Source organism: Chondromyces crocatus (genome assembly GCF_001189295.1).
GTDB lineage: Bacteria > Myxococcota_A > Polyangia > Polyangiales > Polyangiaceae > Chondromyces > Chondromyces crocatus.
The window spans coordinates 5,962,432-5,989,169 of sequence record NZ_CP012159.1 but is presented as its reverse complement, the minus strand read 5'-3'; the positions used below and the strand labels follow the sequence as shown (position 1 = coordinate 5,989,169).

The following is a 26,738-nucleotide window of genomic DNA, read 5'->3' as shown; positions in this document are numbered from 1 at the left end:
GCGTAGACGATTCCACGAGGACACACGTTGCGTCGTCCAGACATCCGAGCGAGCCAGGGTCTCTCTCCCTGTCCGAGGAGAGATAGAAAGCATCGTGTCGAGGGCCGAGTGACGTTCGTGAGACGCCTCTTCCTAGCCCAGTGACGCAGCCCCTGCAAGGATACGGCGCCCCGCGTTCACGATACCGTTTGTGAGCTGCCGTCCCGGTTGCTCGAAATGTCACCCGAACGCTCCCCCCGGTGGCGAGCGTCCAGTCGACATCGGGAGGGGGTCGCCGAGATGCGAGCGGCGCGACGGTGACGAGGTGGCGTTCGGCTGGAGGCGGGACGCTACCACGCTACGACGCAGTGCGCAGAAGATCGGCCGTGCGGGGGTCTAGAAAGCCCCCCCCTCTGGGAAGGAGGGGCCCGGCGGCCTCGAAGGACCTCCCCTTAAGATCTTCGTAGGACCTTCCGTGGCAGGCTATCGCCGAAGGACTGCATGGCAGAGCGCGTGTTGCTCATCGAGGATGACCAAGAGCTCGGCGCCCAGATCGTCGAGCGGCTTCGGCGTGCGGGCTACGAGCCGACCTGGTGGAATCGAGGCCGTCGCGTGGCCCCCGACGAACTCGCGGGGCTCGCCCTCGTCATCCTCGATCTGATGCTCCCCGACACCTACGGGATGGACATCCTCAAGCACCTTCGAGCGACCTCCGACGTCCCCGTCCTCGTACTCAGCGCACGCAACGACACGACGGACAAGGTCCGCGCGCTCCAGCTCGGCGCCGACGACTACATGACCAAACCCTTCTGGCCGGAGGAGCTCATCGAGCGCGTCCGGGCTCGGCTGAGGCGACCGACCCTTCAGCGCGGCGACGTCATCGACCTCGGACCACTCCGGATCGACGTCGCCACGCGGGAGGTCCACGTCGACGACAAGCCGGTCGAGCTGACCCGCGTCGAGTTCGACTTTCTGACGGCGCTCGCCCGCCGGCCCGGCAAGGCCATCACGCGTGCCTGGCTCGTCGAGAACGTCCTCGACCCGAGCCGAGACGGCACCGAGCGCACCCTCGACGTGCACGTCTCGCGCCTCCGCAAGAAGCTCGGCGGCAACCTCGTGGAGACGGTCTGGGGCATCGGCTACCGCCTCGCCGTCGGGCGCGAGCCATGAAGCTTCGCCTCCGCCTGGCCGTCACCACCCTCGTCGTCACCGCCCCGACCCTCGTCGCCCTCGTCGCGGTCGACTCGCAGATGCGCCACAGCGCGGCCGAGCAAGTCCTCACCCGCATCGCCTTTCAGCACATGCTCCAGCCCGGCGCGCAGTCGCGGTGCGAGACCGAGCCGGACCGCTGGGGCGGCACCCCCCTGCCGCGTTCGGAGAGACCACCGCCTGGCGCCGACTCCCCCTGGGACGTGCGCCCTGCCCCGCCAGAGGCCCCCCCGTGGGGCGCCCCTCCATCCGGCGCCCCCTGGCCCATGCACCATGGCCCGCCAGAGGAGCCCCCCTGGGACGACCCTCCGCCGAGACCACCCTTCCCTTCCTGGTCCGACCGCGACGCCTCCGGCCCTCCGCCGCGCGCCGGGGAGCCTCCCGTTCTGTTCGCTTACGACGAGCGCTTCGAATCCCACAACCACCGCGCGCCGCCCCTTGCTCCCGAGCTGATCGAGGCAATCTCCGACCGTGACATCGCCTCCCCACCCCTCTCCTTCCAGGGCGCCATCGTCGAGGTCCTCATCCGTATGCCGTGGGGCAAGGGCCCCTGCACCTTCGTGCTCGCGCGCGGGACCACCGGCCCGGGGTTCCTCGGGGCCATCCTGCCCGCCAGCCGTATCTGGCTCATCCCCGTCGGCATCGTCAGCGTCGCCGTCCTCCTCGCCGTGGGGCCGGTCGTCCGTCGCATCCGGAAGCTCACCGAGGCCGTGCGCCAGTCCGCCTTCGCCGGCTTCACCGAGAGCGTGTCCATCGGCGGACGAGACGAGATCACCGAACTCGGCCGCGCCTTCGACGCGGCCAGCCGTGCCGTCCGCACTCAGCTTGCCGAGAAGGACCTTCGCGAGCGAGCCCTGCGCGACTTCCTCGCCAACACCACCCACGACGTCATGATCCCGCTGACCGTGCTCCAGGCGCACCTATCCACGCTCCAGGAGTCCACCGCTCGAGGCGAGGCCGTCGACATGAGCGTCCTGGTCTCCGCGATGGACGAAGCGCACTACCTCGCCTCGCTCGTGCACAACCTCGCCATTGCCGCCAAGCTCGACGCCGGCGAACAGAAGCTCCACCGCGGCCCCGTCGACCTGAATGCCCTCGTCACCCGGGTCATCGGCCGGCATCGCCCCATCGCGCGCCAACTCGAGATCTCACTCGACCACGCCGTCCCTGAACTCCCCCTGATCATCGAGGGTGACGTCACGCTGATCGAGCAAGCCGTGAGCAACGTCGTGTACAATGCCATCCGCCACAACCATCCCGGCGGCCACGTGGCAGTCGTCGTGGAGCCCATCCAGCACGACCGCTTCCGACTTCGCGTCCTCGACGACGGCCCGGGCATCCCTGCAGACGACCTCACCCGCCTCGTCGAGAGAGGCTTCCGGGGCAACGAAGCCCGCACCCGCGCGCCTGACGGTCAGGGTCTCGGCCTCAACATCGCCTGCCGCGTCGCCGAGCTGCACGGCCTGTCGCTGAACTTCCAGCCTTCGGAATATGGTGGACTCCAGGTCGATCTCGAAGGGACACGCCTCCCTGCTTGAGACGACCTGCTTGAGACGAGGAGAGGCCGTCAGGGACTCAGGGGGGCGGCCCGGGAGGACCCCCCCCCTCGCCGGGAGGAGGACCGGGAGGGCCGCCACCGCCACCGCCGGGAGGCTGTCCACCGGACAAGGCGCAGAGAGGCTCACCCGTCGAGGACCTCAGCACCAGCGTCTTCCACGCCAGCATCGCCCCATCTGGCATCTGCGCCACCTGGAAGCTGTAGTCCGGCGCGTCCTCCGGGGAGACCACCGTGTCTGTCTGGTTGGTCGTGTCGCGCTGCCCACGATCGCTGTAAAGCGGCTGCGTGGCGACGATGTCGTCGCACAGCGTGTCGTCGAAGTAGAGCTGCGAGGTGATGAACTCGACCCCGTTGATGCGCACCGTGAAGTGGATGTGAATGGTCCGGCTGCTGTACCAGCCGGGGAAGCAGGTATCGAAATCCACGCGCCCACTCGCATCCGAGGTCTGCACGCCGCGGAACCAGCGTCCCGCCAGCGCGTCCGGATCGTTCGCATTACAGAAGGGGATCGAGTCGTCCCCCGAATAGATGCCACCCGGCGAGCAATGCCAGATGTCGAGCGCAGCCCCCTCGATGGGCGTGCATGTCTCGTCCACGATCAGGAAGGCCAAGCGCACAGGGAGACCCGGCTCCCCTTCGCTGATGTCCTTCCGATCCACCGTCGCCGCATAGCAGGGCCCCAGCGTCGCGGCGCACATCAGCTCGCAGACACTCCCCGGCCCGTCGGCGAACGGATCGGGATAGTCATCGCTCATCGACGCCGTCCCCCCCGTCGCCCAGGCGTCGGGGTCGATCGTGCCGCCACCGGCGCCGCCTGAGCCACCGGCGCCACCGGCACCGCCTGCCCCACCGCTGCCTCCGTTGCCTCCGCTGCCTCCGACTCCATCACCCGAGGACGAGCACGCCACGAGCTGGCCCAGCGGCACGGCGGCCATCGCCATCCCGAGAGCCTGCACGAGCTTGCGGCGCGTCAACGATCGGTCGGAGCCCTTTTTTCTGGCGTCATCGCTCATCGTCATTCCTCCACGACCCGGGAGCACCACGCCCGCCCGGCCATTGCCTCGAACCTCGAGGAGGAGGTTTAAGCCCCAGATCTTAAGAAGCCCTTACGGCCTCCCATGCGAGCGCGTCAGGCCGTCGCGGCGGGGCTCCCACTTCCGGCAGGAGAGAATCCGCCCAACACTTCTCCGCGATGGCCACCTCTCCCCTCCCGTCCTCACCTTCCCTCGTCCTCGTCCGCCTGGGAACTGCACTCCTCGCCACCATCGCCTTCACCGCGTGCGGCGGCGGCAACCAGGGGACCGTTCCGCCCCAGGAGCCTCCGGAGATCAAATCGCCCGCGCCCCCCGAACTCACGCCCGCCCAGCCTCAACCGGGGCCAGGTGATCTCGTCCCCCCACAATCGCCACCAGAGCCGACGCTCTCACCCGGTGAGCCGAGCATTCCACCTCGTCCCTGACCGGACGGCACAGCACGCACGCCGGCGGACCGCGCCCATCGACACCGTCGTCACACCGTACCTTCCAGCGCGCAGGTCGACGGACCGCTTTTACCGACGCGTCCTTCGCGCTGGCCCGATCGTCACAGCGGCACGGTGTCAGACCACGACGGCCTTCGCCAGCACGCTTCCTCGTCACCACTCATAGCGGAGCAGGACCTTCGTACCGGGAATGTAATGGTTCGTCTTCCTGCCGGAGACCAGCACGTCCTTCTTCTCGTCCACGATATCGAGTGCGATGCTCTTGCCCATTTCCATATCCAAGGCCACGTTCGCCTCGGCAATGAGCAGCATCTCCACCTCGCCCCCTTCGGGCTCCACGACCCGGTAGAGGTTCGCCTTGTTGCCCTTCACGGGCAGGGTTCGGCTCGTCACGACGAGCGGCTCGACGAGGAGCCGCTTGCCCGCACGCGCCTTGATCTTTCCGTGGATGTCGGCGTGATGAATGACCACCTCGGACTGCACTGACGGCGCCGCATCCGAGGGAGTGGACGGCTCCGCGTGCTCCACGGCGGTGGCTTCTGGCAGGGCCGGCGCGGCTGGCACGGGGGGTGATGTCGAGGGGGGTGCGGCCCCTCCACCACATGCAGTTCCCCCCAGGCCGATCAGCGCCGTCAACAAGCCCGACCACACGTCCTGCCGACGAAGAAAGAAGAAGGTCGATGAAGACACGAAGCCTCCAGTGCGGCGCAGGTCACACGCCGCCGCAGTGAAGCATGTATCCCAGATCGGGCGGGAGAACCAGCGATGCGACGAGGTGACGTCCCGACAGACTGTCGCTCCGTGGCTTGGCGCGGCGCGGCAATGGGCCAGCCCAACGTCGAAGGGAGCGGGTTACGTCGAGAGGAGCGGGATACCGGGACGGCGAAGCGGCGATCTCCTCGGACGGGGTGTTGGCACCTCCGACCGCTGCTCGAGCAGGCTCAGAGCTTCACCTCGAACAGATACGCGTGGCCGTAGGCCTCCACCAGGAGTCGACCGTCCGGGAGGCGGCGGATGAGGTGCGCGGCGGAGTCGAGCTTCACCCGTTGCATCACCTTGCCGTCGGCCTTCCGGATCAGGAACAGGAAATCGGGCTCGTCGGTGAAGCCGTATCCGGTGACGAGATAATCACCGACGGACACGAAGTTCGCGTTGCACAGCAGCGGCTCGCTGCGCCAGAGCAGCTTCCCCGTGGGCATCTCGATGGCGGACAGAAACCCTTTTTTTCCGCCAACCTCGCGCGCATAGGATCCACCGCCGTTGCACACATGGAGCACGCTGCCCTCGGCCTGCGCGTAGGTCACGTTCTGAACCGCGAACTCCTTCGTCTGAGGATTCACGGTGGGGGGGTGGCGGAAGGCGTCGAGATCGAACACCCCCTGCACCTTCGTTGCCTTCACCGGCACCACGTAGCGACCACCGTACAGCAGCACACGGGATTCTCCGGACCGCAGGACCGCCCGCAGCGCTTCTCCACCGTACGAGTGAGGCACGTCACGCGGCGGCTCCGCGGGAGGCGCATCTCTCGTGGCGAAGGGGCGCGGATACCAGTCTTCCTCATTCGGGTCGCCGGATGTCTCCACCTCGCGCACCGGATCGGCTGTCACGCTGCGGAGCCGGACCAGCGTGGGCGCTTTGCCCGGCGGCAAAGGGCGCGGCGCCGGAGCCGCGGAGGTCCACGGGGGAGCAGGCAGCACCACGGGCGGTGTCGCGGTCAGATCCAGCAAGCCATCGCCACGCGCGCGGGCGTCCAGCCGCGCGCGTGCCACATCGAGGGCGCGCACGACCGCCGGTTCCACGCCCGCTTGTCCCAGCCCTTGCACGGCCTCGGCCAGTGCCGGGGCGTCGCCACGATCCAGGGCCGCCACCGTTGCCCGCCCCCAGCACGCCGCAGCCGCTCCAGGAGGGACCTTCGTTCCCGCGTCGACGGCAGCGGCCAGCTCCGCCGGTGGCGCCGGTGGCAGGGTCCCCTCGACACGGAACACGTAATCCGTGTCGTAGGTCCGCACCATCAGGCGGTTGCCCTGGCTCAGGATCCATGTCGGGCCACTCTTGAGTGGGATCTTCTGCGTGATCTCGCCCGTGTTCAGATCGAGCACGTGAAGGAAGTCCGGCTCTGCGGTGAAGCCGTAGCCGGCGACGATCGAGCCACCAGCGACATGGAAGTTCCCCAGATTCCCGGTGAGGGGCTCGCTCGACCACGAGAGCCGCCCCGTCTCCGCATCGAAGGCCACGACATACCCTGTCCGACCACCAGCGTCCTTGGCGTAGCCGTTGTAGGCGAGCTGCACGAGGAGGGTCCGACCGACGAGCTGCGCAAAATCCACGCCGAATCGCACCGAGGGAACCGAAGCGACGGCCGCGGACACATCGTAGACCCGCGGCGTCTTGCCTGGCGCGGACACGACGAGGAAGTCCGACGTGCCCCTGTACAGCGCGATGTCGTGATCGGGGCTGACGAACACCTCCGACAGCCGCTGGCCTCGGAACGTGCTCCCGACGTGGGCAGGCATCGACTCGCTCCCCCTGAGCGTGCGAGAGATGAGCTGGTTGCTCTGCAGCCAGTCAGCGGTGTCCGTGATGACGTTGCGCTTCTCCGACTCGCGCGTGAGCGTGACCTTGGATCCGCTGGCCCCGATCGAGCCAGACGAGCGCGTGAGGGGTAGCCGCACAAGCTGCACTGGTTTCACGGCCTCTGCGCGCTGTACGGCGCTCGCACGCCGTGCTTCCAGGGCAGCCTCGCTGGCGTCGCGCAGTGCCCCGGCCGCTGGATCGGCGGGTCGTGCGCGGACCAGGTCCGAGAAGTGGTTCACCGCCTCACGCGGCTGGCCGCCGAGGAGGAGTTCGAGACCGGGTCTCCGGGCATCGCCCTGAGCGAGCTCCACCTGCGGGCAGGTCAGGGCCGCTACCGTATTCCCGCGCTGTGCTCCAAGCTCGGAGGTGGCCCCCGCGGTGATGGAGGAGCTGCCACCTGGCCGAGGGGACGTGGCCTCCGGACGCGCGCCACTGGCACAAGCGCCGAGCGACAGAAGGGAAAGAAGCGCAAAGGAGAGCGTTGAAGACCGCCTCATCCGTCGGGTTGTATTCCGTTCTCTCTGCGACGTCCATTCACCCCGCTTTTCGGGATCGGGCGATCGGGATCACGGAATGCTGCCATCCCGCCGACGTCTTCGTGCGGGGAGCGCGCCCTCTGTACCCATCCCCCCAGCCCCCCCACCCCTGACCCCCCGCACCGACCGACCTGCTCCGTCGATCACCACCATCCAGAGGCGTCAGCTCACGAGGACGGCACCGACGTCCGCCCTTCTGCCATGCGTGGAGAACGGCGAGGCAATTCTTCATCCACCATCGCAATGCATCACCCCCACGTGCTTCTGGGAATTTTCACCGTGTGCTCCCAATGCATTCATGATTCACCGTGCCCCTCATTGTGCGAATCACAGCCCTTTTACCGGGCAAACCACGCATGATCGAAATCATCACCAGATCACTGTCTTTCGTTGATCGGGGGGGACCATTTCAATTACGAGCGTCCAAGAGAGACCCTGCTGCCGTTTGGACAACGTGCCAGCCAGACCTCGGAGAGCGCTCATGCGGTTCCATGCCGACCTCCATGTTCATTCCCACTACTCGCGGGCGACCAGCAGCGACTGCGACCTCCTTCATCTGAGTTACTGGGCGCGCCGCAAAGGAATTGCCGTCATCGGGACCGGCGATTTCACCCATCCGGCCTGGATGCAGGAGCTGAAAGAGCAGCTCGTCCCGGCCGAGCCTGGACTGTTCCGCTTGCGCGACGACGTGGAGCGTACCGTGCAATCACGGCTCGAGCCCACCTGCCGCGACCACACACGGTTCATGCTCTCGGTGGAGATCTCGACCATCTACAAGAAGGGCGAGCGCACCCGGAAGATTCATCATCTCATCTACGCGCCCGACTTCGATGCTGCCGATCGGCTGGTGAAGACGCTCTCCAAGGTGGGCAATCTGAACGCGGACGGGCGCCCCATTCTGGGCCTGGATTCGCGCCACCTGCTCGAAGCGGTGCTCGCCTCGGGCGAGGGCTCGTACCTCGTGCCCGCTCACATCTGGACGCCCTGGTTCTCGGTGCTCGGCTCCAAGGCTGGCTTCGACGCAGTGGACGATTGCTACGGGGATCTCGCGAAGCACATCTTCGCGCTGGAGACGGGCCTCAGCTCCGATCCTGCGATGAACTGGCGGATCTCGGCGCTCGATCGCTACCGGTTGGTGTCCAGCTCGGACGCGCACTCGCCAGCGAAGCTCGGCCGCGAGGCGACACGCTTCGAGACGGAGCTCGACTACTACGCCATCCGCCGCGCCCTGGAGACGGGCGAGGGATTCGGCGGGACGCTGGAGTTCTTCCCGGAGGAGGGCAAGTACCACCTCGACGGTCACCGGCAGTGCCGGGTGGTGATGGGCCCCGAGGAGACGCGGGCGCACAAGACGATCTGCCCGGTCTGCCGCAAACCGGTGACCGTCGGCGTGCTGCATCGGGTGGAGGATCTGGCGGATCGTGACGAGGGGTTCCGCCTGGAGGGGGCCAGTGATTTCAGGAGTCTCATTCCCTTGCCGGAGATCCTGGCCGAGCTGCACGGCGTCGGCCCGTCGAGCAAGACGGTGCAGCGCAGCTACGACAACCTGCTCACGAAGCTCGGCCCGGAGCTCTCGCTGCTCCAGGAAATGCCCATCGACCAGCTCGACAAGGTTGGACCTCCCCGGCTCGGGGAGGCCATTGCCCGCATGCGCGCCGGAGACGTGATCCGGCAGGCCGGCTACGACGGGGAGTACGGGGTGATCCGCCTGTTCCATCCGGAAGAGCTGAAGCGAGGCCGCTCGTCGGCGCTCCTGTTCGAGGACCCGCCTCCCGAGCCGCAGGTCGCACGAACTCCGGTGGATGCGCGTCCGGATGTCGCGACCCCGCAGCCAACGCAACGCCAGCCTCACGCGAGGGGCAGTGCGCCAGTGGGCGTGGCCACTTCTGCCGGGGTACCTCTCACCGCCTCCGGGTCGGCCACGCCAAAGGGGGCCAGTGGAACCGCCGCGGCAACGACCGCGCAGCATGCCTCGCCTCCACCAGAGAGCACTCCACATGCAGGGACACCGCTCGTCGCCCCCGCCGGCATTCTCACCGGGCTCGATCCCGATCAGCGGGCTGCAGCCGAGGTGACGGAAGGGCCCCTGCTCATCCTCGCTGGGCCAGGCACCGGGAAGACGCGCACGCTCACCCACCGCATCGCCCATCTCGTCCAGGACCTCGGCATCGCCCCGGAAGCGTGCCTGACCATCACGTTCACGCGCCGCGCCGCCGAGGAGCTGCGCGAGCGCCTGGACATCTTGCTGGGTCCCGACGGAGCCCGAGTTCCCGCCATGACCTTCCACGCGCTCGGCCTCCGCATCCTCCGTGCCCACCCCGAACTCGTGTCGGCTCTCCGCGGTGACCCCTCCGAGCACCCGCTGGCCATCGCCGGGGATCAGGAGCGTGCCCTGTTGCTCGCCAGGGCCCTTGGTGACGACAGCCCCGGCGACCGGCGCATCCCGCGCTTGCTCCAGTCCCTCTCGGCCTGGAAGCGTCGCAGCCCCCTCGGTCTCTCCGCCCTCCCGCCCGACGGTCCCCAGCCCTCCGAGGAACTCGCGCGTGCCTGGCAGGCGTACACCACTGCTCTGGCCCAGCGTAGCCTGGTCGACCTCGACGACCTGGTGGGCCTCGCCGTCGTCCTCCTGGAGGCAAACCCCGAGGTGCGCGAGGCCTGGCGCGCCCGCACCCGCACCCTCTCCATCGACGAGTACCAGGACATCGATGCCCAGCAATACCGCCTCGTCCAGGCCCTCGCGCCAGCCCGTGGCGACGTCTGCGCCATCGGTGACCCCGATCAGGCCATCTACAGCTTCCGCGGCGCGGACGTGGGCTTCTTCTTCCGCTTCCAGCAGGACTTCCCGGACGCGAAGCTCGTGCGCCTGCGCAAGAACTACCGCTCCACGCGCACCATCGTCGATGCCGCGCTCCAGGTGATCGCCCCCTCGCCCACCCTCGGCCTCCGCGAGCTGCTCGCTACGTTCGAGGACGCGCGCCGCATTACCCTGCAGGAGTCCCCCACGGAGCGCGCCGAGGCCGAGTTCGTCGTCCACACCGTCGAGCGCCTCATCGGCGGTTCGACATTCTTCTCGATGGACAGCCGACGGGTCGCCGCCGACGACCACGACACGGACTTCTCCTTCTCCGACGTGGCCGTCCTGTACCGCACCGAAGCGCAGGCCGACGCCCTCCGCGAGGCCTTCGCCCGCTCCGGCATGCCCTTCCAGCGTCGCTCCCACCGCGGCATCGTGGAACGCCCAGCTGCCGAGGCCATCGCTCGGGTGATGCGCCGCGCACCGACCGAGGAGCCGGTACTCGAGCAGCTCCGCGCAGCCCTCGCGCTTCTGCGCCAGCAAGCCCCTGGGGAGAGTGAGGCCAGCGAAGCCCTGGAGGGCACCCCCTCGCAAGGCCCGGAGACGGCCTCCGCGGCTGCCACCGAAGCCCCCCTCACCCAGGCCGACCTCGATACGGCCGCCGAGCTGCTCACCCCCCTCGCGCGCCGCTGTGGCGAAGACCTGCGCCGCTTCCTGCTCGAGCTGGGCTCCGAGATCGAGGTCGACGCCTGGGACCCGCGCGCCGACCGTGTCTCTCTCCTGACGCTCCATGCCTCGAAGGGGCTGGAGTTCCGCGTGGTCTTCCTCGTCGGCTGCGAGGATGGGCTCCTCCCTCTGCGCATCTCCCGCGACGAGGACCCCGACGTCGCCGAGGAACGCCGGCTGTTCTACGTCGGTATGACCCGCGCTCGCGAGCGCCTCTACCTGAGCTGGGCCCGCGAGCGCCTGCGCCGGGGCCAGGTGGTGCAGACGGCCCCTTCCCCCTTCCTGCGTGAGGTCGAGGACGCCCTCCTCGACCGCCAGCAGCCCGAGGCCCGGAAGCCCAAGCCCGAGCCCGCCACCCCCGACAAACGCCAGCTCACGCTCTTCTGAGCCGTGCATCGCCAGCGTTTGCCGCTCCTCGAAGCGCGCGCCCTCGTGGACGCCGACAGCTCTACATCCTGGGCAAGCGGCCTCGTGCAGCACCGAGCGGAGGTGCGGTCGAGAGCCCCCGCTGCGTGAACGTGATACCGAGAAGCATGCCCCGACCGCAGGACGCCGTGATCGCCGATGCCAACCTCGTCGCACGCGCCGCCGTGCTCATCGACGCCCCCAGGCAGGCCGTATGGGACGCGCTGATGCAGCCAGACAGCATCACGAAGATCCTGCCCGTCACCGAGGTGATCTCGGGCTTTCGCCTGGGCGAGCCGTTCGTCTGGGTGTTCGAGCTGGCAGGCGAGCCCTCGCGCGTGGAGGGGCTCGTCCACCGTGTCGAAGAAGGGCGCCTGCTCGCGTACGAGTACACGGACCCGCACTCCAGGGACGTGCTCCAACGCGAGGACATTCATCACGTCACGATCGAGCTCTCGGACGAAGGCGCAGGTACGCGGGCGACGGTGATCCAGGACGGCAACGTGAGTCCGGCCGCCCAGGCGCACGCCGAGGGCGGCTGGCGGCTCTCGCTGAACCACCTGAAAGGGCTCATCGAACTGCCGCGCGCAACGGCGGAGACTCGCGCCGAGAAGAAAACGCCGGCCGACGCAGGAGACAAGGGTCGGCCTCGAGGACGAACGGACACCGCTTCACTCGTCATCGCTGCCAGCGCCGATGCGATCTTCGGCGCCTTCGCCGATCCCGACTCCTTGATGGCATGGCTGCCGCCAGAGGGCATGACGGGTCGCGCTCTCGAATATGACTTCCGCGAGGGGGGGCGGTATCGCATCGAGCTGACCTACGACGAGTCGATACCACCCGACCTGGGCAAGACGAGCGCGCGAACCGACATCAGCACAGGCCGTTTCCTGGCCCTGGCGCCAGGCAAACGCATCGTGCAGTCCGGCGAATTCGAGTCGGAGGAAAGCGCGTTCGCAGGCGAGATGGTGATGACCTGGTCCTTCGAGCCGTCGGCCGAAGGGACGCTCGTCATCGTCACCGCCGAGAACGTCCCCCCGGGCATCAGCCAGGCCGACCACGACGCCGGCCTCCGAGCGTCCCTGGGAAATCTCGCGCGCCACCTGGGGTGACCGGCCTCGCGTGGCGCGGGAGTCCTTGGACGGCCTCCCTGGCCGTGGCGCCCTCGCGACGCTCTCTCCTCGTCCGGCGCTTCAGACCACCCGGACGTTCAGCGCCCGAAGCGCCTCCGCGCCGGCACTCACCTCGAACTCCACCTTCTGTCCGGTGATCAGGTGCTTCGTCTCGGGCTCCTCGATGTCAGCCGCCAGGACCCGCACCTGGGCGTCATCCCCGTCCTGCTTGATGACACCCATCCCCTTGTCTTTGCTGAAGTAAAAGACCGTTCCGGTTGCCATCCCCCCCTCCTGTCCTGCCATGCGACCCCGGACCATCGTCTCGGGGCTGAACCTCGACGCCGGATGCCGTGGCAGGTTCACCACGGCGTCCAGCACTACTGTACGAGGATCCTAGACGACCTGGGGGGCACTGTCACCGTCGGGCCTGACACGGACTCGTTCGTCAGAGCATCCGTGAACTGACCCGCGGGCAACCCCCCCACCTGCTGTGCGGTATCGCTCCGATTGATCGTCACGTAGACCGTCTCTCCGCTCCCGGTCATCGAGTATGCCAGCGTGTCCGTGTTGACCGTCAGCGTCTGACGGTTCCCACGGCGGAGCGCGGGGTGCGCTGCGCGGATGGTCCCGAGCTTCTTCATGTGGTTCAGGAGCTTCGTCTGTCCCGCGGAATACCCCGACCACGCCATGAAGCGGCGGTTGTCGGGATCGCCGGCGCCGGGCAGGCCGATCTCGTCACCGTAGTAGATCAGCGGGACGCCCTTCGTCGTGTAGATGAGCGTGAAGCCGTTCGCGAGCCGCTCGAATGCGCTCGCTCCGCCAGGCAAGCCTGGCAGGTTGGACCAGTTGCGATCCTTGCCGCCGTCCCAGGCGTCACCCCACATCGGCGTGTCCTCCGCGAAGTGGATCGAGCGCGGCACGTCGTGGTTCCCGATGAAGGTGCTCATGATGCCATTGGCGAACGCCCCATCGCTGATGTTCAGCTCGTTGACCAGCTCGTTCAGCGAGCCGTGCCGCATCAGCAGCGTGCGCACGATGCTCGCCCGGAGCGGGAAGTCGAACTGCCCGTCGAGCATCCGGTACGAGTCCACGTAGTGGTTGATGAGGCCACGGTCTCCGGTGAAGGTCTCACCCACCATGTAGAAATGCTCGCCGGTCGACGGCAGGATCTCGCTCTTCACGCGGTTGCGCAGATCGATGATCCACTGGTCCTCGATGTGCTTCACCGCGTCCAGGCGGTAGCCGTCGATGCCCGTCTCCTTGATCCACCACACCGCGTTGTCGACCGACCAGTTCCGGGCCGCCGCCACCGTGAAATTGAAGTCCGGCAGGTAGCTCGTGAACCAGCACCGCCTCCCCTGGGCCCCATCCCACGAACAGCCGTCACCGCAGATGCAGTTGCCACCGCTACCGTTGTCGTTCGGCCAGAACCAGCTCTGGTTCTGCTGGTACACGGGCGAGCTGGCATGCACGTGGTTCATCGCGTAGTCGACGATGACCTTGATCCCCATGGCATGCGCCTCGTCGACCAGCGCCTTGAACTCGGCCATCGTCCCGAAGCGCGCCTCTGGCTGGGTGAGATCCCGCGGCCAGTAGCCGTGGTAGGCGCTGTACATGTGGGATTCGCCGTTGCCCTGACCCGCCTGATCGGTGTTGTCCATCGGCACGGTCAGCCACAGGACGTTCACCCCGAGCTCGGTGAAGTACCCTTCGGCGAGCTTCTGCCGCACGCCGGCCCAGTCGCCGCCCTGGTAGGCGGCGGGTGGCTGCACCTGAGGGATGCTGGGGCCATCATTGCTGGGATCGCCGTTGAAGAAGCGATCGACGAAGACGAAGTAGAGGACCGCGTCACGCCAGTTGAAGGTCCCCGGCAGCTCCTCGCAGGTCCACGGGTCGCAGGTCGTGGCCTCGATGAGCGAGTTCTTGCCACCAAAGCCGTCGTCCACCTGGTTGGGGTTACCTGGATCGGAGATCCAGGTCGTGCCATCGATGACCAGCTTGTACTGCACCGACTGCCCGTACGGGATGGGCACGGTCGCGACCCACTGGTCATTCTGCCGGGTCATCTGCACGCCGTCGTCCCAGGCGCCCGGCGCGAAGCTCCCGCGAATCTCGACGCTCGCCTCGTTGCCCGTCCCTGCGTAGGTGAACATGTGGTCGCAGCGCTTCGACGAGTCGTCACACTGGGGCGGCCCAGGATCGATGACGCCGCCCGAACCACCATCCCCACCACCGCCCGAGGGCCCACCCGCGCCATAGCCGGAACCGCTCCCTGGACCGGGCGGCACCGAGCCCGGATCGAAGGCGCCCGTGCCCGGCGGGTAGCGATCCATGAGGGAATCGTCACTGCACGCCGTCGCGGCGGTCATCCCGAACAGGCTGCCCACCAGGGCGATCGCGGTCCAAGGGGCGGAGGGCATTCTCATGGCAGGTCTCCAGGGGCTTCGAGACAGGGGCTGTCGTGGGGGAGGAGGATCCGATGGCTCAGAGGCGGCAGCACGAGCGGAGTGCCAGGCGAGAGTTCGATGCGCTCGCCGGTCATGACGTCCACGTAGGTCCCGGCCGGCGCAGCACCGACCGGGAGGGGAAGATCGACCGGCTCCGGCGCCGTCGAGAACAGTGCGAGCACCAGCTCCCCATCGTCGGCATCACGGCGGAAAGCGTAGAGCTGCTTGCCGGCCACGAGGAGCTGACGCTCACCCCGGCGTAGGGCTGCCGAGCACCGACGCAGCTTCCCGAGTCGGCGCGTCAGCATCAACGTCGCCTCCTGCTCGGCCGAGAGCGCGTCGAGCGCTGGCATCACGCGGCGGTTGTCCGGGTCGCCCGCGCCGGCGAGGGCCACCTCGTCGCCGTAGTAGAGCACCGGCATTCCCGGCAAGGTCAGCACCAGCGCGAGCGCCAGCCGGGTGCGCTGGTAGGGTTCTGCGCGGGTGGGCTGCGGCGGCGGCGACGTCCAGGCGTTGTTGCCTCCTTCGAACGTCGCCTCGGAGATGAACCGGGAGACGTCGTGGTTGTCGATCATCCTCCCCAGCACCGCCCCCGACCCGGCGAGCGCAGCCCCCGTCTCGACCAGCGTCTTCTCCACCGCCTCGAAGCCACCGTACCCGCTCGCCACCGCGTCGCGGATGGCCCACATCAGCGGGAAATCGAAGGCCCCGTCGAGACCGTTCGGACCGAGGAAGTAGCGGATCTCGTCGATGGCGCGCAGGCCAGGCCCGGTGAACACCTCGCCCACCGAGAACAGGGCGTGCCGCGGGGCGGCGTGAGCCCGCAACGCGCTCGTGATCCGCCGGGTGGTGGCCCTGGGCATCATCGGTACCGCGTCGATGCGCACCCCGTCGGCGTCGAAGCGGTCCATCCAGAACAGCGCGTCGTCGACCGCCATGCGCATCGCATCGTGGTTCTGCCAGCGGATGTCGGCCAGGTACGGCGTGAACCAGCAGGTCTGGATGAAATCTCCCCAGCTGCACCCGGGCGTCCCGCACACGCACGCCTCCGGCCCCTCGTTGAACCAGCCGCTGTTGCGGTACGTCGTGTACCGCTCGCTGGCCTCGTAGACGTGGTTCGGCACCAGGTCGAAGAGCACGCGCAGGCCGTGCCGGTGGGCCGTGTCGATGAGGGCGTCCAGCGCCTCCGGACCGCCGAGGCGCGGCTCCACCGAGCGCGGCTCCAGAGGCCAGTACTGGTGGTAGCCCTCGTAAAGGCGCCCATCGTTGCCCGAGCGCACCTCCACGGGGTTCGTGTACACCGGCGAGATCCAGAGCCCGGTCACCCCCAGCGCTTCGAAGGTTCCCCGCTCGATCTCGGCGCGGATGCCGTCGAGCGTCCCGCCCGCGCGCGCGCCTGGCGTCGCTGGTGGTGCGAGCGCAGCACCCCCATCGCCGCGGAACCGGTCCGTGACGATCTGGTAGAGAAGGCCCTCGTCCCAGTTCGCGCTGGCAGGCTCGACCCAGGCCACGGCCCGTGCCGACCCGGCCGCGCTCCCCCGGGTGTCCGCGGCGGTGATCGTGAGGGTGTGCTTGCCCCGCCGGAGTCCCCTCTTCCGCAGCAGAAACGTGCCCTCGGCCGGGTCGACCTCGGTCACCTCGGTCGGCTCGCCGCTCCCGAGCACCCCGACGAGCCGCGCAGGATCGAGCGGCGGCCCTTGGGGCTTCGCCAGGAACGTGCCGCGCACGGTCACGTCACCTCCGCTCACCTCGACGGCGGTGACGCGCAGCTCGGGCACGCTGCAGTCAGGCGAGAGGGCCAGCGCGACTTCCTCGTCCTCGCCCTCCGCGTCCACCCGGAAGGTGGTGAGCGGGTTGTAGGCGTCACGCCGCAGCGCTCCCCCCTCCAGGATCCGGTACCCATGCTCGCCTGGGGGCAAGCTCAGCTCGACCAGGTACCAGCCGTCGCCATGGCTCTGCAGCGCGGTCCCCGGCAGCGCCCAGCCGTCCCAGCTTCCCTGGACGCGCAGCTCCCCCCCTTGCTCCTGCCGGGCCCAGATCACCGTGGCGCAGTCGCGCGTCGGGTGCCGGTCCTCGACGCACGAGGGAGCCAGCGCTCCCACGAGCGCGAGGACGGCAGGCACCAGAAGACGATGATGGGGTGCGACGGTCATGCGGCAGGAGACCTCCGGGTCGACCCGGAGAAGACGTGCCGAACTCCACGAAGGATGCCCGCAGCGTAAACCAGGCACGCCTGCGACGTCGATATCCCGTCGCCCTGACATCTCCGTCCGGCGAATCTTGGAGGCCCGTCTACGACGCATCGCATCATCCATGGCGCACGCCGCGATCAGCTGCCCGCGAGCACCTTGGCCAGGACCTCGCCCGCGAAGGGCTCGCTCGTCCCGAGGACGAGACCGTTGGTTCTCCGATCGAGCACGAGTCGGGTGATCTGGCCCCCGCGCCACCAGTAGAGATCCCGCGAGATCGGGCCCGCGTCGGCGACGTACCAGTCGTCGATCACCTGGGACATCAGGTGGATGGCCTGAAAGACCTCCCGGTCACGGATGATGTGCCGCACCAGGAGATGCCGCTGCGGCACGCCCACGAGGGCGCCGTACCCCGCGTCACCCGGCATGTAGTCCTCGAGGAACAAGAGGTGGCTCGCGGCGTAATGGCTCGAGGATGCAAGCAGATCGAGCGGGACGCCGAACTCCTTTCCGGGCACCTCGTCGAGGCGCCCCTCGGCCCGGACGTTCTGCAGAGCACGCGCCCACACCTCATCGGCAGGGACGCCCCAACCTGCCGCGAGCACCGAGGGCACCGAGATGTTGGCGAAGCCCAGATCGCAGACCAGGAGCCCCGCGATCCCGTCGGCGACCTTGCGCAGCACGAAGTGCGAAGCGTCCTGTCGCTTGAGGTAGCTCGCAGGGTGGAGCCGGATCTTGAGGCGCCCCCATGCGTCCTCGTACCGCCCCAGCCGGTGCAGCTCCTCGCGAAGAACGGCGTCGGCATCGGCGACTCCCTCGGTGGCACGGGTGGGCTCCGGTCGAGGGCTCACCGCGCCGGGGAGCATGGCGGGATGCACATCGCCACGCGTGTCGGGCGCGACGGAGCCAGTGGTACCTGGATGGCCTTTGCTCACGGAAGGTCCCGAGGAGCGCAGGTCGTGGAGCGGGTTCGCGGTCATCATGGCGTCTCCCTTTACGAGCGCCGTGCCAGCGGGATTTCCTCGGAGATCCAGGGCCTCCATGGCCGGACCCGGGTGGCGGCGCCATGGCGGTCGCGGTGGCCTCTCGAGAAGGGCTGGCGAGGACGCGGCGCGGCTCGGCGCAGGCAGCGGTCGTGGTATACGCTCCGACGCCCCCCGAATCTCTTCCGATGAGCCGTTCCCAGCACGCCCTGTTCGCCCCTCCGCTGATCGTCGCCCTCGCTGCGCTCTCCGCCTGCTCGCGCACACCTGCCGAACCAGAGGCAGGCCCGATGGCGTCCGCGACGACCCCGGTCGTGCCGCCGCTCCAGTGGGAGGCGCCGGGGAGCTGGAGCGCGATCGAGGTGGTGAAGAACGGCTACGAGAAGGCCGCCTACAAGGTCCCCCGCGCGCCGAGCGACAAGGACGATACCGAGGTGCGCGTGATGTTCTTCGGCACGGGGAGCCACGGCGACGTGGAGAAGAACTTCCAGACGTGGCTCAACCAGTTCGAAGGCAAGGTCGGCGTGGGGCAGCAGCGCTCCTCGTTCGCCGTGCGAGAGATGCAGGTGGAGATGGTCGAGCTGCCGGGAACCTACAAGGTCGCGCTCGCGCCGCCCTCACGACGCCTCGGAAAGTCGCCCGTGGAGATGGTGAAGGAGAACTTCCGGCTGCTCGGCGCGGTGGTCCGCACGAAGGATCGTGGGAACTGGTTCTTCAAGGTCGTCGGTCCCGACGAGACGGTGCAGGCCACGCGGGAGACGCTGCGCACGCTGCTGCAGTCGGCGCGTTGAACGCCTGCATCCGCCATGCATCTCGACGGGTCGAGAGCCCTTGACCCCGCCCGGTGGGTCGGCTCCGATGGCTGGATGTTGCGTCCCCGACAGTGGTCGCGTCTCGCGCTGGGGTTTGCCACCGTCCTTCCGGCGGCGACGCTGACCGGGGCCCCCGCGCGGGCGGACATCGCTCCACCGCCCGTGGAGATCGCGGTGCCGTCCCCGCGTCCTCCCCCCCCCGCTCCGCTGCCGAGACCCACCCCGCCAGCGCCCGCCCCGAGCAGCGCGCCCGCCGCGCAAGGTGCCGCGACGGCCGATCTCGGAGCAGGCGTCGTCCCTTCGCCCGTCGAAGGTCAGTTCATCGAGGGCGCCGACCAGCTTCCGGAGCACGTTCGCCAGATCCTCTCGCTCCCGTGGAAACCAGGGCCGACCCAGGGGGCGCTCGGCGTCGTGGCGCAGCTCGACGTCCCGGAAGGGACGGTCTTCGCCGACGCGAAGACGACCCAGCGCTTCCTCGAACTGAACCAGAATCCCACCAGCAAGCGCGAGCTGGGCATGATCTCTGCCGCCGACTTCTCGTGGTCGATCATCTTCCAGTTCGCCGAGATCGGTTACGTGAAGGACGAGGACAAGGCCGATCTCGACGCCGGCGCCATGATGCAGGCCCTGCGCCAGGGCAATGACCGGAGCAATGAGGTGCGCCGCGAGCGCGGTTGGGGAACGGTGAGCCTGGTGGGCTGGGCCCAGCCGCCGCGCTACGAGCCGACCACGCACAACCTCGAGTGGGCCACGACGGGGCAGGATGACACCACCGGCGGACAGACGGTGAACCACAACATCCGCATCCTCGGCAGGAACGGCGTCATGGAGGCGAGCCTCATCGTGGCACCGGAGGACTACGCGGCGGCGCTGCCGACCGCGCGGAAGCTTCTGGAGCGCTTCTCGTACAACGACGGCGAGCGGTACGCGGAGTACAAGCCGGGCGACAAGATCGCCGAGATCGGTCTGGTCGGCCTGGTCACAGGGGGTGCCGTCGCCGCGGCGGCCAAGACGGGGATCCTCGGCAAGCTCGGCAAGGGCGCCGTCAAGCTGGTGATGCTCCTCGTGGCAGGCGTCGGGGCGCTCGGGGCCAAGCTCTTCCGGCGCAACAAGGAAGGCTGAGCGCCAGCACGCCTTGCGCGGTTCATGACGGACGGTCAGGCCCTCTACCTCACACTCGTCGTCCTGGTGCTGCTGGAAGCCGTGGCGTGGGTGCCGCGGGGCGCGCTCGCCCTCCCGGCGTGGTCACGTGGCCGGGCCCGCCCCGCCCTGCCCCACCGCACGTTCGGCAACGCCCGCGGGGGCGCGGTGCTCGGTGTGCCGCTCTTGCCCGAGGCGGTCACGTTCCTGGTCCCGCAGTGGCCCGTCGCCCTGGGCCGCGACGGCGCGCTCGGGTGGGTCACCGAGTGCCTGGAGGCCGAGGAACGCGCTCCGCACACCGGCCTGTTTCTGCGCTTCGACGAGATGAAGCGGGTGACCTCGGTGGGCAACGAGGTCCGCGTCGACGGCGAGCTGCTCGCGCAGACCGCGTCGTCGACGCTCGCGCAGCAGGTGGCCGAGGCCATCGAGGCCCTGCGCCAGCTGCCCACCGAGGCGCGCCCTGCCGCGATCGAGCAGCGGCTCGCGGCGCAGTGCGATCTCGACGCGGCCAGGGCGCGTGTCGCTGCGTTCTACCAGGAGACACGCGGGTTGCGGACGGCGGGCCTCGCCCTCGCGGTCCTCGCCCTCGCCGTCGCTCCAGCTCTGTTCCTGAGCATCGGCTTCGCGCGGGCCTGGCTCCCTGCCCTCGCCGTCCTCTACGTCGGCAGCGTCGCCAATGCCGCGCTCTGGGTCCGCATCCACCGCCGCCTCGCCCCCGCGGCGCGCCTGGAGCGCTGGACGCACGCCGTCGGCATCGCGCTCCTCCCCGTGAGCGCCATGCGCGCCGCCGACGTCCTTGCCCGCACGGCGCTCACCGGCCTTCATCCCCTCGCCGCGGCCGGCGCGCTCGTCCCTCGTGCGCAGCTCGAACCTCTCGCGGCGCACCTGGTACGGGATGCGCGCTGGCCCCTCCGCCCCACCTGCCCCACCACCGAGCCGGACGCCCAGGCCACCGAGCGCGCCCACCGCGAAGCGCTGACCCGCCACCTCGAAGACCTGGTCCGCGCCCTCGGCTTCGATCCCGAGCACCTCGCCGCGATCCCTCCCCCCACCGGCGAGGTCGACGACGAACGCTGCTGCCCTCGCTGCCACGCGAGCTACGGCGGCGGCGCCACCACCTGCGACGACTGCGGCGGCATCCCCCTCGCGACCGTCTGAGCCGATCCACCGACGCAGGTGCTCCCGCGCCAGCGCTCGTGACAGCAACCCCTTCGCCCCCGCTCGAACCGACCGACAGGCGCCGCCGCGCTACAGCAGCTGCACCACCACGGATCAGGGCTCAGCCGAGCCCGTGGAGGCCGGGGTCGCCGTGTCGATGGCGGGCGTGGGTGGCGCGTACCGCGAGAGCAGCGCCAGCGCCAGCGCGACCGTGGCCGCCGCCCCGAGACTGAAGCCGATGACGAGACGCCGCAGCGAGCGCGTCTCTCCGGGCGCAGCCGAGGACGGCGGTGCCTTGCTCGACCGACTCGCCCCGCGCGCCTCGCTTCCTTCGCGTCCACCGTGGGCCCCTGCCGTCGCTGGCGGCGGCGACGAGGGATACGATGCGGCCGACCCCCTCTGCCCTGGCTGCCCCGGCGGTCCCGGTGGTCCCGGCGGCGAAGAAGCGTGCACGGCAGAGCGAGACGCAGCCCGTGGATGATGGACGGCTTGCGCAGGCGGGTAAGACGGCGCGTGCGGCCGAGGTGACGGATGCGCTGGGGGGGGCGACGAGCGGTATGACACGACCTGGCGCGCAGCGGCCGCCGGGGCCTGCGCGCCGGCCGTCCAGGGATCGAGCACCTGGACCAGCTCCTCCATGGTCGGGAACCGCTCCGCGGCGTTCTTCTTCAGCGTGCGGAGCAGCGCCATCTTCACCACCGGCGGCAGATCGCCCACCGGGTCGGGGATGTCGCGGATCTCCTGGCTCACGATCTTCACCATCAGATCCGGCACGCTCTCCACGCCGCTCCACGGCAAACCGCCGCTCAAGAGCTCGTAGGCCGTGATGCCCAGCGAGAACTGATCGCTGCGACCGTCGAGCGGCCGATCGAAGAGCTGCTCCGGAGACATGTAGGCCGGCGTGCCCACGATTCGCCCCTCGACGGTGAGGCGCCGCAGCGTCTGTGGATCACCGCCTCCCTGAGCGATGCCGAAGTCGAGCACCTTCACCATCCCGTCGTTGCGCACCAGGATGTTGTCGGGCTTCACGTCGCGGTGGATGATCCCTGCGCGGTGCGCCGCCCCCAGCGCGCGCGCGGCGTCCGCGAGCCAGCGCAGCTTCAGCGCCGTCGAGACTTCGGGCGCGCCGAGCCAGACCCGCAGGCTGTTGCCATCGATCAGCTCCATCGCGATGTATGGCCCCGCGAACGACTCGCCGAAGTCGAACACCTGCACCGCGTTCGGGTGCTCGAGCGCCGCGATCGCGTACGCCTCCCGGCGCAGCCGCGCCGCCGCTTCGGCGCCTTGCGCGCTCTGACTCAGCTCGGGCGAGAGCACCTTGATCGCCACGCGTCGCCCGAGGCGAGTGTCCCGCGCACGGTACACGCAGCCGGTCGTCCCCTTGCCGAGCACGTCCTCGACAATGTACCGATCGACCTGCGTTCCCGGTTGGAGCGTCACCATCCCCATCTAGTTGCCAGCGCGATCATGACGTCAATCCCGATGTGCTGGACGTGCGCCGGACCCGCTCAGGGCGCGCACGAAGCGCCGAAGGCGCCACGTCGTGGCGATGCCATCCCCTTCCGCGGAGCCCGGGAGGGCGTTGTCCTCGCTTGATCTGCATGGTTCAATGGGCCGCATGATCCACGCGGACAATGGCGAGATCGAGCTCGTCCCCACCCTCCGCGTCGGCGGCCGGACAGCAGAAGCCACGTTCCTGCGCTCCCAGCTCGCCCATCGCGCCAAGGCCCTCCCGCTGGACCCTGGTTGGAGCGCCTACCGTCTGGATCGCCTGAACATCTACGGCCGCAGCTTCCGGGTGACGCTCCGGTTCCGCCAGGGCTGCCTCGCCGCCGTCGAGCTGTATCAAGTCGGCGCGGTCTCGAAGCTGTCGTGGGACGACTGGTCCGGTGAGGAAGAAAACGCCCGCAAGGCCGACCACGACACCTGGCTCGTTTCCCTGCTCGGTCCGCCGCCCTACACCTACGGCTGGGGGTCGATCCGCTCGGAGAACGACCCTCTCGGCGGCTACAGCGTGATCATGATCCGCTACAGCGAAGACCAAGCGTCTTAGGCCGCCGCCTCACGCCGGCGAGCGGACGGTACTGCCGGCAACCGGCTCCCACGACGAGCGGACGGCACTGCCGACGGCCGGCTCCCACGACGACGACCGAGCCCTACGCCGAGCATGCCCGCGACACGAGTGCGTACGCTGCCGGAGGGTCTCCCGTCGAGACCCTGTGTTGGTCATCCCACTTCTGGCATCTCACTGTCATGCGCTGCGCCCCCCCGAAGAGGGACCAGCGTTCAGCCTCGGCCTCAGGCCGCGCCTCCTTCCTCGAACCGACAACGGTTTGTCACAATCGAGCCCACCATCCCGGCCGAGCCCGACCGTGGAGACCTGTCGTTCATCTGCTCTAACGGATGCCTTTTCTCCGCCGAATTCCGGCTCTTTCACCTCGATGGCGCCCTGGAGGCATGGCGTGGACACGGGGTCGCGACGGTGACGAACGCTTGCACGTTTGACACCGAAATGTCATATTCAGTTCTTCGCTCGTCACCAAACTGAGGAGGCACCGATGCGCAAGCGCGTGAACCAGCTGTTGAAGTTCATGGGAGTTGGGTTGGCGGTGGTCTTCCTCGGGCCAGGTGTCGAGCTGGCTCCGTCGCAGGACAGCCAGAACTGAGCTGGTCCGCGCAGGCGGAGTGCGGTCCACCCGCTTCCGTGTCGACGTCGCGATGACGTAGTGCCGGCCGTCGTCCCCGCCTTCGCCTCGGGCGGGCGCTGGCCGAGCCCGTCACTCCCCTCCCTCCCTCCCCTCCCTCACTGCAAGTTCCCCTCCAGCGCCTGTGGGTGCGCCCGGCACGTGTTGCTGAAGTATGTGGACCTGCTCGCTTGCCCTCCACCTCCGACGCAGCCCTTCCTCATCGAGCCAGGCGTGTCCTCCCCGCGCCGAACGGTCGTCCCCTCTCGGCTCCCACGCGCACCACCGCCGCAGAACGGTCGACCTCAGGGAGACCGCTGGTGCACCACCCCCGCAAAGCAGTCGTCCCCCCTCCGGTCACACGAGCATCACGCCGCACCGAGCGGTCGACTGCACAAAGACCCTACGTGCATCCGCGCCGCAGAACGGTCGACCACACAAAGACCCCACGTGCATCCGCGCCGCAGAACGGTCGACCACACAAAGACCCCGAAAACCGGGGTCCTCGGGCCCATTTCCGGTGATGAGAACCACGTTTTTCGGGCTGGCTCAGCTCATCACGCCGCCCCGGGTCGTGAGCTGGTCCGCCAGGGACGGGAGGAGCTCCCCGAGGCGACCCTCCACCCGCAGCTGCGCGAGGGGATCCCCCCGGGTCGGCCCGAGGTTGACGATGGCCACGGGAATGCCCCGCTCGGCGGCGCGTCGGACGAAGCGAAAGCCCGAGAAGACGGTGAGCGACGAGCCTGCGACGAGGAGAGCCTCGGCCGCGTCGACCCAGGCGAAGGCCGCCTCGACGGTCGGGCGCGGAACGTTCTCCCCAAAGAAAACGACGTGAGGCTTGAGCACGCCCGCGCAGACGATGCAGGCCGGGACGACGAGGCCCTCGATCATCGCCGCCTCGATCTCAGCGTCGCCATCCGGCTGGTAGGTGGACGCGGACGCGGCCCAGCCCGGGTTGAGACGGACGAGGCGATCCTGGAGTTCGTCCCGGTGTTCGAGGTGCCCACAGTCGAGACAACGCACTTCGGCCAGAGCGCCATGCAGCTCGATGATGTGACGGTTGCCAGCCCGGTGATGAAGCCGGTCGACGTTCTGGGTGATGAGGCCCTGGAGGATGCCAGCGCGCTCCAGAGAACCGAGCGCGCGGTGGGCCGGGTTGGGCTGGGCGTCCGCGAACCGAGGCCACCCCGCGAAGCTCCGGGCCCAGTAGCGCTGGCGGGCTGCGGGGTTGCGAACGAACTCCTGGTACTGGATGGGGGCCCGCGTGCGCTGGCTCGACGTGGGGCCGCGGTAGTCGGGGATGCCGGACTCGGTGCTGCAGCCGGCGCCCGTCAAGGCCACGACGCGGCGGCCGGAGAGCAAGCGGACGAGATCATGGAGGTCGGGGGTCTGCACGGAGGGCACAGCGCCAGCTTAGCCACGCCCGATGGACGTGCAGCCGGCAGTCTGCCTGTTCACGCGCGCTCCTCAGAGACACCCCACAGCGCTGAGCCCGGGAACGCTAGCCTGTGAAGAGAGCTGGCGAGGTTGGGATTCGAAGAGAGCCGGGAGTGGACGATGAGCACGAGCGCCGGCGCAGCCAGCGCCGACGGGGAAGCCAGCGGGAGCACCGAGCAAGATGAACACCAGCGACGCTCCGAGAACCGACCCGACATGGATGCGCTCCTCTCGATGTTACTCATCGTCGGGTACGCAGCGCCGCTGGTGTTCCTGGGGAGCCTGCTGTTCGTCCGGACCGTGAACCTCGGAATGCCCATGACCCTGCTCGCGGTGATCGGCCTCTGCGCTGGCATGGTGCTCGTCTTCTTGCTCCACGCACACACGCGTGAGCACGGGCGCCGTGCTCTGCGGATCGCCGCGGAGTTCCTGGCGCTCGGGGTGCTGCCGACGGAGGTCGCGCTGTACAGCCACGTCGCGAAATCGAGCTGCGTGGTGACCAGCTGCGAGCTGGACGCGCCCGTGCTGCGGCCGTTCGCGGAGCCCGAGGCGGTGGGGCTCGTGCCGCTGCACGCGGTCGTGGTGCTGCTCTACGTGATCTCGCGGCGGCGGCCCGGGGTGCTGCACGCGCCGATGGAACTCTTGGTCCACGCGGGGCTGCTCGTCGGGATGATGGAGCACGGGGTGCTCGCCGTGCAGCTCTGGGGGTGGGCGCAGGTGACGATGTTGTTCCCGCCGCTGCTGCTGCTGCTGGCGCTCGCGCCGGTGCAGACGACGCTCTTCCTGGGTGAGGAGCTTCGCGCGCGTCTGCGGAGGCGGGGCGCAGAGGCGCAGCGCCGCGCGCGGGTGTCAGCAGCCGCCTCGGTGTACCGCGCCGAGGGCCCCCAGGAGGAGTTCCCGCGGTCGCCCCGCATGCACTGGCCGGCCCTCGTCCGAGCGCTCGGGGCGTCGCCGCTGCTCCTGGGCGTGTACGCCATGCTCCACGCAGCGTGGCTCGGCCGCGCCGACGGCGCATTGCGGATGTTCACCCGGACTTGCCACCACACGCTGTCCCAGATCCCGCTCGAAACCGTACCGGCAGAGTGCCACTACCTGTGCACGGTGGCCGCGCGCGGGCACACCTGGCTGGTGAAGCCACTGCGGATGGGTCGACGCGGTGGGGCGCCCATCGTGGTCAACCGGCAGCTCGCGGTGGCCAATGCGTTCGAGGACCTCCTGCACACACGCTGGCCGCGTTTCGGGAGGATGGCGCGCCGGATCTACGATCGGCTGGGACTACCGGTGAGCCGCTACCTGCGGCCTCGCTGGGCATCCGACCTGACCTACCTGGCGATGAAGCCAGCCGAGTGGATGTTTTACGTGGCGCTCCTGCTCCTCGACCCGGGACCTCCGGAAGCCCGGATCGATCGCATGTACCGCTGACGACGGTGCCTGCTGCCGGCAACGCCACGCGCGAGCCGGGGTCGGGCAAGATCGTGCGACGCTCATCGCGGTCCATGACGACGCGTACGA

At 69.0% G+C, this 26,738-nt stretch carries 19 protein-coding genes; 10 read left to right on the top strand and 9 right to left on the bottom strand.

Annotated features, from left to right (window positions below; all coding sequences use genetic code 11):
* Positions 1–480 precede the first annotated feature (480 nt).
* Positions 481–1,149 (top strand): response regulator transcription factor, encoded by a 669-nt coding sequence (locus CMC5_RS21910; protein WP_050432243.1) that lies wholly within the window; start codon positions 481–483, stop codon positions 1,147–1,149.
* Positions 1,146–2,726: a sensor histidine kinase gene (locus tag CMC5_RS21905; protein WP_050432242.1), complete on the top strand. Its 1,581-nt coding sequence runs from the start codon at positions 1,146–1,148 to the stop codon at positions 2,724–2,726. Before CMC5_RS21910 ends, CMC5_RS21905 begins: the two co-directional genes overlap by 4 nt.
* A gap of 37 nt (positions 2,727–2,763) precedes the next feature.
* Here the strand turns inward: CMC5_RS21905 and CMC5_RS21900 are convergent, their stop codons facing one another.
* Complete coding sequence (locus CMC5_RS21900) at positions 2,764–3,759, bottom strand: dioxygenase family protein (RefSeq protein WP_050436053.1); 996 nt, start codon at positions 3,757–3,759, stop codon at positions 2,764–2,766.
* Between the two features lie 179 nt (positions 3,760–3,938).
* Between CMC5_RS21900 and CMC5_RS44815 the strand changes: the two genes are divergently transcribed.
* Positions 3,939–4,205 carry a superantigen-like protein SSL4 gene (locus CMC5_RS44815; protein WP_156338784.1) on the top strand — a complete coding sequence of 89 codons (267 nt, stop codon included), beginning with the start codon at positions 3,939–3,941 and terminating at the stop codon, positions 4,203–4,205.
* Positions 4,206–4,379: 174 nt separating this feature from the next.
* On the opposite strand, the gene CMC5_RS21895 is transcribed toward CMC5_RS44815, so the two are convergent.
* Both CMC5_RS21895 and CMC5_RS21890 read right to left on the bottom strand, forming a co-directional pair.
* On the bottom strand, positions 4,380–4,916 hold the full coding sequence (locus tag CMC5_RS21895) for a hypothetical protein (RefSeq protein ID WP_156338783.1): 537 nt from the start codon (positions 4,914–4,916) through the stop codon (positions 4,380–4,382).
* A gap of 251 nt (positions 4,917–5,167) precedes the next feature.
* Positions 5,168–7,297, bottom strand: a complete 2,130-nt coding sequence (locus CMC5_RS21890; RefSeq protein WP_156338782.1) for a PQQ-binding-like beta-propeller repeat protein — start codon at positions 7,295–7,297, stop codon at positions 5,168–5,170.
* A 520-nt stretch (positions 7,298–7,817) separates the two neighbouring features.
* Between CMC5_RS21890 and CMC5_RS21880 the strand changes: the two genes are divergently transcribed.
* Together CMC5_RS21880 and CMC5_RS42810 are read left to right on the top strand one after the other, a co-directional pair.
* Positions 7,818–11,243 carry a UvrD-helicase domain-containing protein gene (locus CMC5_RS21880; RefSeq protein WP_050432237.1) on the top strand — a complete coding sequence of 1,142 codons (3,426 nt, stop codon included), beginning with the start codon at positions 7,818–7,820 and terminating at the stop codon, positions 11,241–11,243.
* Between the two features lie 146 nt (positions 11,244–11,389).
* Positions 11,390–12,373: an SRPBCC family protein gene (locus CMC5_RS42810; protein WP_082362687.1), complete on the top strand. Its 984-nt coding sequence runs from the start codon at positions 11,390–11,392 to the stop codon at positions 12,371–12,373.
* Between the two features lie 81 nt (positions 12,374–12,454).
* Here CMC5_RS42810 and CMC5_RS21870 read toward each other — a convergent pair whose 3' ends face one another.
* The 4 genes from CMC5_RS21870 to CMC5_RS21855 form a co-directional block, all read right to left on the bottom strand.
* Positions 12,455–12,658, bottom strand: coding sequence for a cold-shock protein (locus CMC5_RS21870; RefSeq protein ID WP_063796617.1), 204 nt, complete (start codon positions 12,656–12,658; stop codon positions 12,455–12,457).
* A 95-nt stretch (positions 12,659–12,753) separates the two neighbouring features.
* Complete coding sequence (locus tag CMC5_RS21865; protein WP_082362686.1) at positions 12,754–14,802, bottom strand: alpha-amylase family glycosyl hydrolase; 2,049 nt, start codon at positions 14,800–14,802, stop codon at positions 12,754–12,756.
* Entirely contained in the window at positions 14,799–16,976 is a 2,178-nt protein-coding gene (locus tag CMC5_RS21860; protein ID WP_050432234.1) for an alpha-amylase family glycosyl hydrolase, read from the bottom strand. Before CMC5_RS21860 ends, CMC5_RS21865 begins: the two co-directional genes overlap by 4 nt.
* Before the next feature lie 176 nt (positions 16,977–17,152).
* Positions 17,153–17,995 carry a DUF1444 domain-containing protein gene (locus tag CMC5_RS21855; RefSeq protein ID WP_156338781.1) on the bottom strand — a complete coding sequence of 281 codons (843 nt, stop codon included), beginning with the start codon at positions 17,993–17,995 and terminating at the stop codon, positions 17,153–17,155.
* 188 nt (positions 17,996–18,183) lie between these two features.
* Between CMC5_RS21855 and CMC5_RS21850 the strand changes: the two genes are divergently transcribed.
* The 3 genes from CMC5_RS21850 (at position 18,184) to CMC5_RS21840 (ending at position 21,105) form a co-directional block, all read left to right on the top strand.
* The gene (locus tag CMC5_RS21850) at positions 18,184–18,786 is read left to right on the top strand and encodes a hypothetical protein (protein ID WP_050436051.1); all 603 of its coding nucleotides are present in this window, start codon (positions 18,184–18,186) and stop codon (positions 18,784–18,786) included.
* Between the two features lie 75 nt (positions 18,787–18,861).
* Positions 18,862–19,929, top strand: coding sequence for a DUF2167 domain-containing protein (locus tag CMC5_RS21845; RefSeq protein WP_156338780.1), 1,068 nt, complete (start codon positions 18,862–18,864; stop codon positions 19,927–19,929).
* 24 nt (positions 19,930–19,953) lie between these two features.
* Entirely contained in the window at positions 19,954–21,105 is a 1,152-nt protein-coding gene (locus CMC5_RS21840) for a hypothetical protein (RefSeq protein ID WP_050432231.1), read from the top strand.
* Positions 21,106–21,219: 114 nt separating this feature from the next.
* Here the strand turns inward: CMC5_RS21840 and CMC5_RS21835 are convergent, their stop codons facing one another.
* Complete coding sequence (locus tag CMC5_RS21835; protein ID WP_050432230.1) at positions 21,220–22,548, bottom strand: serine/threonine-protein kinase; 1,329 nt, start codon at positions 22,546–22,548, stop codon at positions 21,220–21,222.
* A 175-nt stretch (positions 22,549–22,723) separates the two neighbouring features.
* Between CMC5_RS21835 and CMC5_RS21830 the strand changes: the two genes are divergently transcribed.
* Positions 22,724–23,158, top strand: a complete 435-nt coding sequence (locus CMC5_RS21830; protein ID WP_050436050.1) for a hypothetical protein — start codon at positions 22,724–22,726, stop codon at positions 23,156–23,158.
* Between the two features lie 1,180 nt (positions 23,159–24,338).
* Here the strand turns inward: CMC5_RS21830 and CMC5_RS21825 are convergent.
* Entirely contained in the window at positions 24,339–25,184 is an 846-nt protein-coding gene (locus tag CMC5_RS21825; protein WP_082363495.1) for an NAD-dependent protein deacetylase, read from the bottom strand.
* Between the two features lie 162 nt (positions 25,185–25,346).
* Here CMC5_RS21825 and CMC5_RS21820 point away from each other — a divergent pair, with 162 nt between their 5' ends.
* Entirely contained in the window at positions 25,347–26,648 is a 1,302-nt protein-coding gene (locus CMC5_RS21820; protein WP_050432228.1) for a DUF6688 family protein, read from the top strand.
* The last annotated feature ends 90 nt before the right edge of the window (positions 26,649–26,738 follow it).